The 12918-nt window shown below is 26.2% G+C and carries 16 protein-coding genes; all 16 read right to left on the bottom strand.

From position 1 onward, the window contains the following. Window positions 1–52 precede the first annotated feature (52 nt). Complete coding sequence (locus tag CLOACE_RS00830) at window positions 53–664, bottom strand: TraR/DksA C4-type zinc finger protein (RefSeq protein ID WP_070109143.1); 612 nt, start codon at window positions 662–664, stop codon at window positions 53–55. Between the two features lie 113 nt (window positions 665–777). Then, window positions 778–1578 carry a 3-deoxy-7-phosphoheptulonate synthase gene (aroF, locus tag CLOACE_RS00825; protein WP_070109142.1) on the bottom strand — a complete coding sequence of 267 codons (801 nt, stop codon included), beginning with the start codon at window positions 1576–1578 and terminating at the stop codon, window positions 778–780. 34 nt (window positions 1579–1612) lie between these two features. Further along, on the bottom strand, window positions 1613–2305 hold the full coding sequence (locus CLOACE_RS00820; RefSeq protein WP_070109141.1) for a 5'-methylthioadenosine/adenosylhomocysteine nucleosidase: 693 nt from the start codon (window positions 2303–2305) through the stop codon (window positions 1613–1615). Between the two features lie 16 nt (window positions 2306–2321). Continuing rightward, entirely contained in the window at window positions 2322–3398 is a 1077-nt protein-coding gene (aroB, locus tag CLOACE_RS00815; protein ID WP_070109140.1) for a 3-dehydroquinate synthase, read from the bottom strand. A gap of 174 nt (window positions 3399–3572) precedes the next feature. Further along, on the bottom strand, window positions 3573–4295 hold the full coding sequence (locus CLOACE_RS00810) for a DivIVA domain-containing protein (RefSeq protein WP_070109222.1): 723 nt from the start codon (window positions 4293–4295) through the stop codon (window positions 3573–3575). Between the two features lie 14 nt (window positions 4296–4309). After that, window positions 4310–5089, bottom strand: a complete 780-nt coding sequence (locus tag CLOACE_RS00805) for a YlmH family RNA-binding protein (RefSeq protein ID WP_070109139.1) — start codon at window positions 5087–5089, stop codon at window positions 4310–4312. 1 nt (window position 5090) lies between these two features. Further along, on the bottom strand, window positions 5091–5363 hold the full coding sequence (locus tag CLOACE_RS00800; protein WP_341465045.1) for a YggT family protein: 273 nt from the start codon (window positions 5361–5363) through the stop codon (window positions 5091–5093). Between the two features lie 14 nt (window positions 5364–5377). Then, window positions 5378–5833: a cell division protein SepF gene (locus tag CLOACE_RS00795; RefSeq protein ID WP_070109138.1), complete on the bottom strand. Its 456-nt coding sequence runs from the start codon at window positions 5831–5833 to the stop codon at window positions 5378–5380. Window positions 5834–5848: 15 nt separating this feature from the next. Beyond that, on the bottom strand, window positions 5849–6511 hold the full coding sequence (locus CLOACE_RS00790) for a YggS family pyridoxal phosphate-dependent enzyme (protein WP_070109137.1): 663 nt from the start codon (window positions 6509–6511) through the stop codon (window positions 5849–5851). Between the two features lie 109 nt (window positions 6512–6620). Then, on the bottom strand, window positions 6621–7337 hold the full coding sequence (locus CLOACE_RS00785) for a DUF881 domain-containing protein (RefSeq protein WP_070109136.1): 717 nt from the start codon (window positions 7335–7337) through the stop codon (window positions 6621–6623). A gap of 13 nt (window positions 7338–7350) precedes the next feature. Then, window positions 7351–7689: a small basic family protein gene (locus CLOACE_RS00780; protein ID WP_070109135.1), complete on the bottom strand. Its 339-nt coding sequence runs from the start codon at window positions 7687–7689 to the stop codon at window positions 7351–7353. Between the two features lie 20 nt (window positions 7690–7709). After that, complete coding sequence (locus tag CLOACE_RS00775; RefSeq protein WP_070109134.1) at window positions 7710–8423, bottom strand: DUF881 domain-containing protein; 714 nt, start codon at window positions 8421–8423, stop codon at window positions 7710–7712. Window positions 8424–8436: 13 nt separating this feature from the next. Then, window positions 8437–9207, bottom strand: coding sequence for a cell division protein FtsQ/DivIB (locus CLOACE_RS00770; RefSeq protein WP_070109133.1), 771 nt, complete (start codon window positions 9205–9207; stop codon window positions 8437–8439). 148 nt (window positions 9208–9355) lie between these two features. Then, on the bottom strand, window positions 9356–10465 hold the full coding sequence (gene spoVE, locus CLOACE_RS00765; protein ID WP_070109132.1) for a stage V sporulation protein E: 1110 nt from the start codon (window positions 10463–10465) through the stop codon (window positions 9356–9358). A gap of 23 nt (window positions 10466–10488) precedes the next feature. Continuing rightward, a complete protein-coding gene (gene mraY, locus CLOACE_RS00760; RefSeq protein WP_070109220.1) occupies window positions 10489–11445 on the bottom strand; it encodes a phospho-N-acetylmuramoyl-pentapeptide-transferase in 957 nt (318 codons plus the stop codon). Between the two features lie 77 nt (window positions 11446–11522). Further along, complete coding sequence (locus CLOACE_RS00755) at window positions 11523–12911, bottom strand: UDP-N-acetylmuramoyl-tripeptide--D-alanyl-D-alanine ligase (protein ID WP_070109131.1); 1389 nt, start codon at window positions 12909–12911, stop codon at window positions 11523–11525. Window positions 12912–12918: the final 7 nt, after the last annotated feature.

Genomic DNA, 12918 nt, shown 5'->3' with positions numbered 1-12918 from the left:
ATAGTTTTTTTTAATCTATTAGTTGCAATAATTTATAGTTTGTTTATTAAATTTAGTCTGGCAGTTGATTTTTGTATTGCTCATTACTTATTCTATCTACTAAATCTACATATTTATCATCGTCATCATAATATTCATATATGTTTTCTAATCTATTAAATCTTTCTACACTTTGATAAGAATCTTCAGCATCAAATCCAACACTTTCATTTACATCATAATCATTAAATCCATAGCCAAAATTTCTATTTAATAGGCTTTCTCCTGGAGTTTTATTTAAATTAGGTACATTTTCCCTGCCACTTATATTATTTTGACATTGTACACAATATTCAGCATAAGGTATAAATTCTAACCTTTCTTGTAAAATATCTTTTCCACATATTTTGCATTTTCCATATTCTCCTTGGTCAATTCTATTTAAGGCACTGTCTATTTTTTTAATTAAATCTACTTGTTTACTTTTTAAAGCTAATCCTTTTTCTTTTTCATAAAGTTCGCTTGCCACATCTGAAGGATGATTATCATATACAGATAATTCCATACTCATAGAAGAATTAGAATTTATTGTTTCATTTTCTTCCATGTGCTTTAATAAACTATAAACATTCTCTTTTTCTAGATTTAACTTTTTTCTAAAATAATCTAATTTATTTTCATCCATATGCAGAAAACACCTCTTTTAATTCTATTTTAAAACATAAAATAAGTTATCTACTTTATTTTATTTTAACTATATATTTTTTATTTATTCTGCATAAAGATAAAATTTTAATACTATAAAATTTTCTCCAGTTTCTCTATATTTTCCTTTATTTTTTTTACTGTATCTATAGAAACAGTTTGCCTAGCATCAGATATGGAATCCTCTGGATTTATGTGACTTTCTATCATAATTCCGTCTGCTCCTGCTGCTACTGCTGCTAAAGACATATTTGGCACTAATTCCCTAAGACCAGTACCATGACTAGTATCTACTATAATAGGCATTCTATATTTTTGTTTTATTACTGCTACACTATTTAAATCCAATGTATTTCTTGTGTAACTTTCAAAAGTTCTTATACCTCTTTCACACAAAATTACATTTAAGTTTCCTTCTGCCATTATATATTCTGCAGCATAAATCCACTCAGATATAGAAGCACTCATTCCTCTTTTTAATATTATTGGTAATTTGGTTTTGCCTACTTCTTTTAAAAGATTATAATTATACATATTTCTAGAGCCTATTTGTATTATATTTGTATAATCTAGAGATTTTTCTACATCTCTTGTATCCATTATTTCTGTAACTACAGGCATATTAAGTTGTTCACCTACAGATTTTAATATTTTAAGTCCTTCCCATTGAAGACCTTGAAAAGTATAGGGAGAAGTTCTTGGTTTAAAAGCTCCTCCTCTTAAAATATCTACTCCTATATCTTTTAATTTTTTTCCAATAGACAGCATAATATCATAGTTTTCTATAGTACAGGGTCCTGATATTATAACTCTTTTATTATCACCTATTATTACATTTTTAATTTTAATTTTTATTTTGCTGCCACTTTTTATATCTCCTATTAATTTTTCCATGAATTTATCACCTGCGTAAATATGTTTATTAGTATTATGCACTTTTAATCATATATTTAATAATATTAGTTGAATTTTTTACAGCTATAGGTATGAATTTTTCATAATCCATATGAGCACCTATATTAGCATTGTCAGATATAGATCTTATTACAATAAATGGAATGTTATTTAAATAACAAACTTGTGCTATACTTCCACCTTCCATTTCACAAGCAATAGCATCAAATTCTTTATTAATCCACTTTATCTTATGTATATCTGCTATAAATTGATCTCCTGTAGCTATTATTCCTACATAATGATTAACTTCATTAAATTGTTCACATGCATTTTGGGCTTTTTCTATAAGGTATTTATCACATTTAAAGTCAAAAGTATCTAATCTAGGTATTTGACCTATTTTATCTCCAAAAGCAGAAGCATCCATGTCATGCTGTACTAAGCTACTTCCAATAACTACATCTCCTGGATAAACTATGTCTCCTATACCTCCAGCTACTCCTACATTTATAACTTTATCCACATTAAAATCATCTACTAAAATTTGAGTACATACTGCAGCATTTACTTTTCCAATACCACATCTTACTGCTACTATATCTTTTTTATATATTTTCCCTAAATTAAATTGCATATTTGCTTTCATATATTTTTTTTCAATTTCCATTTCCTCTAATATGGGTTTTATTTCTTCATCCATAGCACAAATTATACCTATTATCATTTTTCTAACTTCCTTTCTAGTTTATACTTTCTTTTAACGCAGCTGTTAAATCTTTTTCCCCTATATTAACTTTTATTTTACAAGATTCTATATCTTCTAATAAAGTAAAAGTAATACCATTAGTATTTTTTTTATCATGTTTTATAGCATACAAAAAGGAAGAATAATTGTCAACTTTATACTTATAAGGCAATGAAAATTTTTTATATAATTGCTCTATTTTTTTATATACTTCCTGTGGTAAATTAGCTTTTTTTTCTGAAATTTTAATAGCTACCAACATTCCTAAGGCTACAGCTTTTCCATGACTAATACTATAGTTAGATGAAACTTCTATACCATGAGCCACTGTATGACCAAAATTCAATATATTTCTTATGCCTTTATCATGAAAATCCTTATATATAACATTAGATTTTATATATAAACTCTCTTTTATTATATAAAGCAGTTCATCATCTTGTTTTTCTAAAATTTGTTTGTAATTCACATCTAAAAAATTAAGCAATTTATTATTTTTAATAACACCATATTTAATTACTTCGCCTATGCCATTTATAAATTCTTCTTCATTTAATGTTTTTAAAAATTCTGTAGATACATATACAAATAGAGGATTGTAAAAACTTCCAATTGCATTTTTAACTTCATTATAGTTATATGCTGTTTTTCCGCCAATACAGCTATCTACTTGAGATAAAAATGTAGTAGGTATATTTATATATTTTATGCCTCGCATAAATGTAGATGCTACAAAACCCGTTATATCCCCTACAATTCCTCCTCCAAAAGCTATTAAAATGCTATTTCTATCTGCATTATTTTTTAGCAAAAAACTATATATATTTTGTATAGTACTATAGTTTTTACTATTTTCTCCCGGTTTAAAACTTATTATATTGCAATTATAATTATTTTGAAATTTTTCTATTAAGTTTTTGTGTATATTATATACATTATCATCTGTTATTAAAAATATTCTATTTCCCTTTTTTACTTTATGTTCTTCCAAAGATTTTTTTAATTTAAACATATTTCTATCAATGTATACCCTATAATCTTCGTTTTTGTTTTTAACTAAAATTTCATTCATAAAAAACCACCCTGATTTTAATTTAAATTAACAATTTAATTATAACACAAAAATTACTTTGTATTTGATAGTATACCCAATATACAAAGTAATCTAGTGCATAATTAAAGCCCTCCTTTTATATATAACGGAAGGCTACACAATTAAGTATTAATTTAAAAAATAATAGTGTAGTTACTTTACAAAGAAATTTTTAATTTCATCTAGTGAATTATTTTCCGAAAATTTTTCTTCCTCTGAAAACTCTTCTTCTTGCACATTTAATGTGTTTTCTGTTATTTTATTTAAGTCTTCTTCTATTTGTTGTACTTCAATATCTTTTTTTGAAGACTCTGTTTTTTTAGAATCTGCATTATGTAAATTTGTTTGCATTTCTATATCTTTTTCTTTTATAAAGTTATTTTCTTCATTATCCATTACTTCGCATCCTATGTTATAGTGTTTTATAAAATCTTTTTCCATATCATTAAACATTTCCATTTGAGTTTTCATGAAATTTTTAAATTTAGTTCTAAATATTATAAATTCTTGCTTTGTAGATTCATATTCATCTTTTATTTGCATTACATCGTTATTAGCTTTATCTAATACTTTTTGTGCTGCTTGATTAGCTTTTTCCATTATTAAATCTGCTTCTTTTTGTGCAGATTGTCTTGCTTGGTCTGCAGAAGTTTGAGCTAAAAGTATAGTGTTTTTTATAGTATCTTCCATTTTTTTGTAATGTTCTATTTGCTCATTTAGACTATTTATTTTTTCCTTTAAATATGTATTTTCTTTGTAAATTTCTTCATAATCTTCTCCTACTTTGTCTAAAAACTCATCTACTTCATCTATATCATAACCCCTAAAAATTTTTTTAAATTCCTTTTCATTTATGTCCATTGCTGTGATTTTCATGGTAACACCTCTATTTAAATAAATTTTTTTACACATATTTTAATTTTTTCTCTTTTAGTCCATCCAATTTCCTCTACTATTTTAAATTTTCCAAAACCCCTAATAGTAATTACTGAATTTTCTTTAACCATTTCACTTTTATCTAAACTTTTCATATAATTTACAAGCACATTTCCTGTTTTTATTAATTGATTAGATTTTGCTCTAGATAAATTTGTTAAAGAAGATACAACACAGTCTAGCCTATTAGAAGCTGCATTTATTACTATATTTTCAAAGTTATATGTAGGAATTTCTTTTTCATTATCTATGTTAATTTCTTTTATTCCACAAGGGCTTTTTCCTATTCTTGTTAAATTGGATTTTATAAAGTCTACTATTTCTTCACAAATAGCTGCATAGCAACAATTGCCTATAACTATTAAATCACCAAATTTTTCTCTTTTTATGCCAGTAGAAGTTAAAGCTCCTAAATAATCTTTGTGATTTAAAGTACTAAAATTAGATTTATTTATAATATTTATTAATTTTATAGGATAATTTGTATAGTCCTTAGGATTTATACAAATTATCCTTCTTTCTGCTTCTTTAAAAACTCCACAACTTTCTATTTTTACATTATAAAAATGTTGAGAAGTTATTTTGCATAAAATGTTCCATACATTAGGAGGATAAAATTCACTAGTATAAATTGTATTACCAGTTTTTTCTGATAATACAATTTTATCATATATACTAGAAAGTAAAATTTTATCCTCATAATCAAATTTACATAAAAATTCAGATTTATTCATTTTACATCATTCCTATAAATGTTAATAATACTCTCTTTAACAAAGATAAAACTAAAAGAGCTATTATAGGAGAAAAATCCAGCATAAGTCCTGGTATAAGTTTTTCCTGTATTCGCCTTCCTGGCACTAAAAAAGGTTCTGTAAATATATGCAGTATTTCTGTAAACTTATTTTTTCCACCAGGAAATACCCAAGATAAAATTACATCTATTAATATGGCATATTCCAAAAATTCAAATAACATTCCTACAGCATAATATAAAGTAGTACTCATTATTTCCTCCAATATTATTTATTAAAATTAAACAATCCTTTGCTACTTAATTGAGATTTTAATTCATTAGATACATCTACATTAGATGGTGAAAGTATATACACTCCTGATTCTATTTCTTGAAGGTCTCCAGATAAAGCATAACTTGCTCCACCCATAAAGTCAAGAAGCCTTTGTGCTATTTTGTGCTCAAGTCCTGTAGTATTAATTACAATAATCTTTCTATTTTTTAAATCATCACATATATCTGCTGCTTCTTCAAAAGTTTTTGGTTTAACTATAGCTACTTTTACATTAGAAGCAGTATGTATGCTTACAACTTTATTAGTTTTTTTATTAAATCCTATTTCTGGTTGAAGATTTTTATCTTCATCTTGATTATCTTGGTTTTCAACTTCTTCAAATTCTTCATCTAGTTCATCTTCAAGGCCTAAAAATCCCATCATTTTATTTAAAACTTTTCCAGCCATTTATGTTTCCCCCTTTTACTTATTATAATTTCTTGCACCAAATATGCCTTGACCTATTCTAACCATATTAGAACCTTCTTCTATGGCTATTTTGTAATCTCCTGACATACCCATGGATAAGTACTCCATGTTTATATTTTTATACTGTTTTTCATTTAAGCTATCCCAGATTTTTTTCATTTTTTTAAAATAATGCCTACAGCTTTCTTCATTGCCTTTTGGTATTATTGCCATAAGCCCCTTTACTTTAACGCTATTACAATTCTCACAGCCCTTCAAAAATTCTTCTAAATCTTCTTCATAAATTCCTGTTTTACTTTCTTCTTTACCTATATTTATTTGTACTAATATATTAGCTGTAATGTTTTTTTCTCCAAATCTTTTTTCAATTTCATTTAAAAGTCTAACACTATCTACAGAATGTATTAAATGTACTTTTCCTACTATATATTTAACTTTATTTCTTTGAAGATGCCCTATTAAGTGCCATCGTACATCTTTACCAAAATAATCGTATTTTTCTACTAATTCTTGAACTTTATTTTCGCCAAAATCTCTAATTTCTGCTTCATAAGCTTCTTTTATATATTCTATAGGTTTTGTTTTAGAAACAGCAATTAAAGTTACATTTTCTGGAATATTCTCCTTTGCTTTTATTATGTTTTCCTTTATTGACAACATTACCGTCTCCTCTTTAGTATATTAATAAATTTCTTATTGTTTATATTCTCCATAAAATTCAAAATTCCTTCAAATGGAACTTTTTTTTATACTAATTTTGCTTTATTTAATTTAACTTTAAATATTTATGCAACATTTTTCCATTATAAGCAGGTATAACTATGTTATTTTCTTCTGTAATTGATACATTTATTTTTCTTATTATCATGCCTTTTAAATAATTTTCATTGGAAAGCATATAATTTTTCATAGTTTCTGCATTTCCAATAGCATAAATATAAAATGGTGCTACTATTTTAACACCATTAACTCTTAAAAAAGGACCATTGCAATAAACCTCTGTACTGTTTATTATTCTTTGGTCATTAATAGATAAAGCTTCTGCTCCTGCATTTTTTAAATCATTTATAACTTGTATAATATCTCTGTCATGTATAAGTCTAGACTTATATTCAAAAGGGTCATTTACAAATTCTACACTAGCATCTTCTAATACTATTTTTATTCCCGGTCCAGTAACATCAGTAACTCCTAATATTAAATTATTAATACTTACTTCACTATTAATTTCTTGCATTATTTCTTCATAATTTTTATTACTGTTTTTATATTTCTTTATCTTGCTTTCATTTTTTTTATATTCTTCAATTAAATCACTTATATCATTATGTAACTTATTTCTTTGATTATAGGCCTCCTGATACTGTTTAGCACTTAAAACTACTCTTTTATGCGATTTATTAAAACTTATATTCATGGCTATAAGTATTCCAAGTATTACAGAAGCAATAAATACAAAAGCATTAGCTTCATTGTTTTTCATTTATTTCACCTCACTACTTGGATTTAGCTTTTTCTAAGAGCTGTCTTCTTATTATTGCAAAGTTATCAAATACTCTTCCACCAAAAACTATAACTGCTGCTAAATATATAGGAACTCCCATTTTATCACCTAAATAAGCTAATGCTGCTGCTAAAACAGAATTACCAAAAAAACCAGATATAAATATATCTACTTTAAAATTTTTTGAAAGACTTGCTCTTATAGCACCAAATACAGAATCTAAACAAGCAAGTATTGCTACAGACATATAGGGTGAAAATTTTTCAGGAATATTTATATTCCATACTGCTCCTATTATAATTCCAAATATTAAGCCTATAAATGGTATCATATTTACCACCTCATTTAAATTTATTTTGAAGGTTTTGTATAATTAAATTTATAAGTTTTATTGTATCTTCCTATTTTTACATCATCCATTTTTTCATATTTAATATCACATATTCTTTTAAAATCAGTAAAAACTTCTGGAAAACCTAAAGCCCCATATAAAAGATTTTTATCTCCTATAGCTTTTATAGTAATTCTTCTAGAAGGAGATACTCTATCGTCATTAATCAATATGTAATTTCCTGCATTTCGTATACCAGTTCTTGCAGTTATTCTTGTATCATTTATAGATATTGCCTCTGCTCCTGCAAATTTTAATTCATTTACTAAATAAACTAAATGCCTATCTGTTATAGTTTCTGAAGCATTTGATGAAAATATTGCAGATTCTGGATCTAAGTAAATTACAACTCCAGGTCCGTGCACATCTGTATTTCCAGTAAGCAATCTAGTATTTTCTAATTCATTATATAAATTTTTAGCTTCATCACTTTTTCCTGCAGCAGAATTTTCATACTCTTTTACTTGTTTTTGAAGTTCATCTACTTTTTTTTCTAATTGTTCTTTTTGTTTTTTATATTGTTCTATTTCTACTGTTATATCGCTATTATTTTTATTTACTTGCATATTTAATGTCTTATCTTGTTTTATCAATACTTTTATTTGATAAGACAACATAAATCCTAAAATTGCACATACAATTGCTACACTTATATGGGAATTGATTTTCTTCATCTGTACCCTCCTCCTATTTTTCTATAAATAAAACGGGATTTCCATCATAACTCACATCTATATATCCTTTTTTTCCTTTTACTTCGTCTTTTTTCAATACATTTATAGCTCTATTTAACTTTTTTTCTAAATCATTCGATGTACCTATTTTTATGCACATATTGCCTGAATATATTTTTATATCTAATAAATCTTTTATATCTACTAGAGAAAATTCAATATTACTAATATTTTTATCCACCAAATTTGATATTTTACTTATTACTTCATATTTTCTTTTATCATCACAAGGAATAGTTTTTCCTACTTCTGCTTTATTAAAATCTAACCCTTCTAACATTAATAAATTCATATGTTTTATATTACTTTTTTTCTGCAAAGCAATTCCTTGTTTATCTACTATTATGTAATCTTTATTTTTTTTATTGTAAAATTTTACTTGTCTTTCTGTTACATATATGCATATTTTATTTGGAATTTTTCTTTTTATATTTACATTTAATATGTAAGGATTTCTTAATATATCCCTTTCTACATTAGATGTATTTACATAAAATATATTATTGCCAATGTATATTTGGGATGATTTTACTATTTCTTGCTTTTGTATGTTTTTATTATTAAACACTTCTATGTTTTTTATATTAAATATGGGATGTTTTAAACATAAAATAGCTAATGTAGATACTAATACTACAAATAAACAAAAATACTGCTTATAAAGTATCTTTTTTCTCCTTTTAATTATATACTCATTGTCTGTATCAGGTAAACGAAAAAACATATTTTTCCCATCCATTCTAAATTAGAATATATTTTAAAAACTAGTATATATACAATAATAACATTTAATAAGTTTAAATTCATTACGTTTTTATTACATTTTAAATATTAATTTGAGGAAATTATATAAAAATATAATTTCCTCATTTTTAACTAAAAGATTTTTGTCTAGATATATTTAATAATACTCCCATGGCTATAAGATTAAATACTAAAGAAGAGCCTCCGTAACTTATAAAAGGAAGTGGTACCCCTGTAACTGGCATAGAGCCTGTTACTACGGCTATATTTATAACAGCTTGAATTGCTACAACAGAAGTAATTCCCGAAGCAAGTAGTGTACCGTAAACATCTTTAGCTCTAATAGCTGTAACTATTCCTCTCCAAATAAATACTATAAAAAGCATTATAATAAAAGTACAGCCTATTAATCCCAATTCTTCTCCTATTATAGAAAATATAAAGTCATTATGAGGCTCAGGTATATAGTAACACTTTTGTCTTGATTTTCCCAATCCTACTCCCCATATTCCTCCAGAACCTAAAGCTAAAAGTGATTGTATTAATTGGTATCCTGTTTTTTTAGGGTCTGCCCAAGGATTTCTAAAACTTAAAAACCTAGCCATTCTATAAGGTTCAAAGTAAATAGCTGCAACTCCTACTGCTCCTACAATTCCACCTAGAGTTAATAAATGCTTAAACTTTGCTCCTCCTATAAAAAGTATAATAACAGTTACTATCATTATAACAGCAGCTATACTTAAGTTTTTTTCTGCTAAAACTAAAGCTGCATAAAAACCAGATACACATATATAAGGTAATATTCCATATTTAACGGTTTTTATTTTTTCCCCTTTAATATCTATACTTTTAGCCATATAAATCACTATTATATACTTAGCTATTTCTGAAGGCTGAAAAGTAGCAGGACCTAATTGTATCCATCTTCTAGCACCATTTATAGGTGGAAATAAAAATACTAATAAAAGTAATATTATAGTAACTAACATGAAAGTATTGGTATATTTTCTCAATTTGTGATAATCAGTTTTTATAGCCCAAAACATGAATATTATGCCTATAATAGCCCAAAGAGCCTGCCTTTTTAAAAAATACATACTGTCATTTATTTGAGGATTGAAAAAAGCACTATAAGAACTAGCACTATATACCATTATTACGCCTATAGCTACTAAAAGCATAATAGTGGCAAATAGTAAAAAATCTATAGAACCCATTTTTACTTTGGATTTATTCATATATCATATCCTCCTACCCTAATTTAAAATGAAAGAAAAGCAATTAAACACAGTATTACCGTTATAATGCAAAATACAGATGCAATTTTTGTTTCATGCCATCCTGAAAGTTCAAAATGATGATGTAGAGGACTCATTTTAAATATTCTCTTACCTGTAATTTTAAATGAAGCTACTTGAAGTATCACAGAAACTGCTTCTGCTACATATATTCCCCCTACTAATATTATTAACAAAGGTAATTTTAATATCATAGCCACTATAGCTACAGCTCCTCCAAGAGCTAATGAGCCTGTATCTCCCATAAATATTTGTGCTGGAAAGGAATTATATCTTAAAAATCCTAAAAGAGAACCTACCACTATAGCGCAAAATATAGAAAGAGTATAGTGTCCTGTACCTAAAGAAACAAGAGTAAAAAATGTCATAACTAACAAAGTTACCGAGGAAGCTAATCCATCTAATCCATCTGTTAAATTTACTGCATTAGTAGTAGCTGCAAAATAAAGTATTATAAAAGGTACATAGGCTATTCCTAAATTTATACTTTTGTGCATAAAAGGTATTATTATAGATGTTCCTATATCTGGATTTATCATTCCATAATAAGCAAAGGCTGTAGAAACTATAATAAGCAAAATCATTTTTTGATAAGCTCTAAGTCCTAAATTATTTTTGTGTAAAATTTTTAAGAAATCATCTATAAATCCAATGGCACCAAATGCAATAAAAGCGTAAAGAGCAATCATTGATTCATCTGTAGGTTTTTTTACAATTAATGCCATAGTTACTACTGTAGAGAAAATGAACATTACCCCACCCATAGTAGGTGTTCCTGCTTTTTTTTGATGACTTTTTGGTCCTTCTTCTCTTATATTTTGACCAAATTTTAACCTATGAAGTACTGGTATTAATATAGGTCCTTCTAAAATTACAATAAAAAATGCTACTAATACTGAATAAATAATTTTACTATTCATTTTTGCCTGCCCTATATTATAAAAACTGTTACTTAATACAAATGTGTTCAGTTCAGTATAGAGCATATTCACCTCCTCTAACAATTATCAGCATTAAGTTTATTAACTATTTTTTCAAATTTCATTGATCTAGATGCTTTAACTAAAACAGCATCACCCTCTTCAATATTTTCTAATATATATTTAATTGCTTTACTATAGTTTTTAAATCCTTTGTAATTTTTTCTATTTTCATCACAAACAAAGCCTTTTTCAAAAGCTTTATTAAAATCTCCTAATGTAATTAACATATCAATTCCATTTTCTTTAGCATACTCTCCTACTTTTTTGTGTTCATTATAGGATTCTTCTCCTAATTCAAACATAGTTCCAAGTATTGCTACTTTCCTTTTACATTTTAAATTTTTAAGTACATCTATAGCTGCTTTCATAGACTCAGTGCTGGCATTATAGCTATCGTCAATTATTGTAAATTTACTTCCTTTAATTATATCTAATCTCATAGAAGTTTTTTCAAGTTTTTTAAATCCATATTTCATTTCTTTATATTCTACATCTAATTTTTTAGCACAATCTATAGCTAAAAGTGCATTTAATACATTATGTTTTCCTAAAACATCTAATTTAAAGTTTTCCTTTTGATATTCTTTATCTAATACATCAAATTCTATGCCATCTTCTTTTAATACTATATTTTCAGCTTTTAAGTCTGCTTTTTCATTATCTATACCTATAGTATTAACTTCAAACATATCTGCTTTCAAATTTGAAAGCAAATCATTATCTGCATTTACAATTAGTGTATTTCCTTCTTTAAAATAATCAGTAATTTCAAGTTTAGCCATTAGTATATTTTCTCTACTTTTAAGATTTTCTATATGAGATACTCCTATATTAGTTATTATAGCTATATCTGGTCTTGCTGCATCTGCCATTCTATGTATTTCAGAAAAATGATTCATACCCATTTCTAATACTGCCACATCATAATTTTCATTTAAATTAAATATACTAAGTGGTAATCCTATTTCATTATTGTAGTTTCCTTCTGTTTTATACACTTTGTATTTTGAACTTAAAGCTGCAGCTACTAAATCCTTTGTAGATGTTTTACCTGTAGAACCTGTTATAGCCACAATTTTTATATCCAGTAAGCTTCTATAAAGTTTTGCAATGTCTAAAAGCGCTTGTTTTCCATACTCTACTTTTATTACAGTAGTATAATCTTTTATATCTTCTTTATTAAATTTTACTTCATCTACTACACATATAACTGCACCTTTTTCACTGGCTTCTTTTACAAATTCATTTCCATTAAAATTTTCTCCCTTTAATGCTACAAATATGTTTCCCTTTTGTATTTTTCTAGTATCTGTACATACTGTATTGTAATCTGTACTATTTCCTTTTACAATTATTGATCCTAATACACCTTTGACTATTTCCTTCATATCTAACCTTTTCATTTATTAC

It is taken from the genome of Clostridium acetireducens DSM 10703, from assembly GCF_001758365.1.
Lineage (GTDB): Bacteria > Bacillota > Clostridia > Clostridiales > Clostridiaceae > Clostridium_C > Clostridium_C acetireducens.
The sequence above is the reverse complement of the archived record's forward strand: the minus strand, read 5'-3'. Positions and strand labels throughout refer to the sequence as shown.

What these genes read in the sequence shown, in the direction of transcription:
- CLOACE_RS00830 (WP_070109143.1), bottom strand. Translation starts at nt 664, where the DNA reads ATGGATGAAAATAAATTAGATTATTTTAGAAAAAAGTTAAATCTAGAA.
- aroF (WP_070109142.1), bottom strand. Translation starts at nt 1,578, where the DNA reads ATGGAAAAATTAATAGGAGATATAAAAAGTGGCAGCAAAATAAAAATT.
- CLOACE_RS00820 (WP_070109141.1), bottom strand. Translation starts at nt 2,305, where the DNA reads ATGATAATAGGTATAATTTGTGCTATGGATGAAGAAATAAAACCCATA.
- CLOACE_RS00810 (WP_070109222.1), bottom strand. Translation starts at nt 4,295, where the DNA reads ATGAAAATCACAGCAATGGACATAAATGAAAAGGAATTTAAAAAAATT.
- CLOACE_RS00795 (WP_070109138.1), bottom strand. Translation starts at nt 5,833, where the DNA reads ATGGCTGGAAAAGTTTTAAATAAAATGATGGGATTTTTAGGCCTTGAA.
- CLOACE_RS00805 (WP_070109139.1), bottom strand. Translation starts at nt 5,089, where the DNA reads ATGAATAAATCTGAATTTTTATGTAAATTTGATTATGAGGATAAAATT.
- aroB (WP_070109140.1), bottom strand. Translation starts at nt 3,398, where the DNA reads ATGAATGAAATTTTAGTTAAAAACAAAAACGAAGATTATAGGGTATAC.
- mraY (WP_070109220.1), bottom strand. Translation starts at nt 11,445, where the DNA reads ATGAATAGTAAAATTATTTATTCAGTATTAGTAGCATTTTTTATTGTA.
- CLOACE_RS00755 (WP_070109131.1), bottom strand. Translation starts at nt 12,911, where the DNA reads ATGAAAAGGTTAGATATGAAGGAAATAGTCAAAGGTGTATTAGGATCA.
- CLOACE_RS00785 (WP_070109136.1), bottom strand. Translation starts at nt 7,337, where the DNA reads ATGAAAAACAATGAAGCTAATGCTTTTGTATTTATTGCTTCTGTAATA.
- CLOACE_RS00800 (WP_341465045.1), bottom strand. Translation starts at nt 5,363, where the DNA reads ATGAGTACTACTTTATATTATGCTGTAGGAATGTTATTTGAATTTTTG.
- CLOACE_RS00775 (WP_070109134.1), bottom strand. Translation starts at nt 8,423, where the DNA reads ATGAAGAAAATCAATTCCCATATAAGTGTAGCAATTGTATGTGCAATT.
- CLOACE_RS00770 (WP_070109133.1), bottom strand. Translation starts at nt 9,207, where the DNA reads ATGTTTTTTCGTTTACCTGATACAGACAATGAGTATATAATTAAAAGG.
- CLOACE_RS00780 (WP_070109135.1), bottom strand. Translation starts at nt 7,689, where the DNA reads ATGATACCATTTATAGGCTTAATATTTGGAATTATAATAGGAGCAGTA.
- spoVE (WP_070109132.1), bottom strand. Translation starts at nt 10,465, where the DNA reads ATGAATAAATCCAAAGTAAAAATGGGTTCTATAGATTTTTTACTATTT.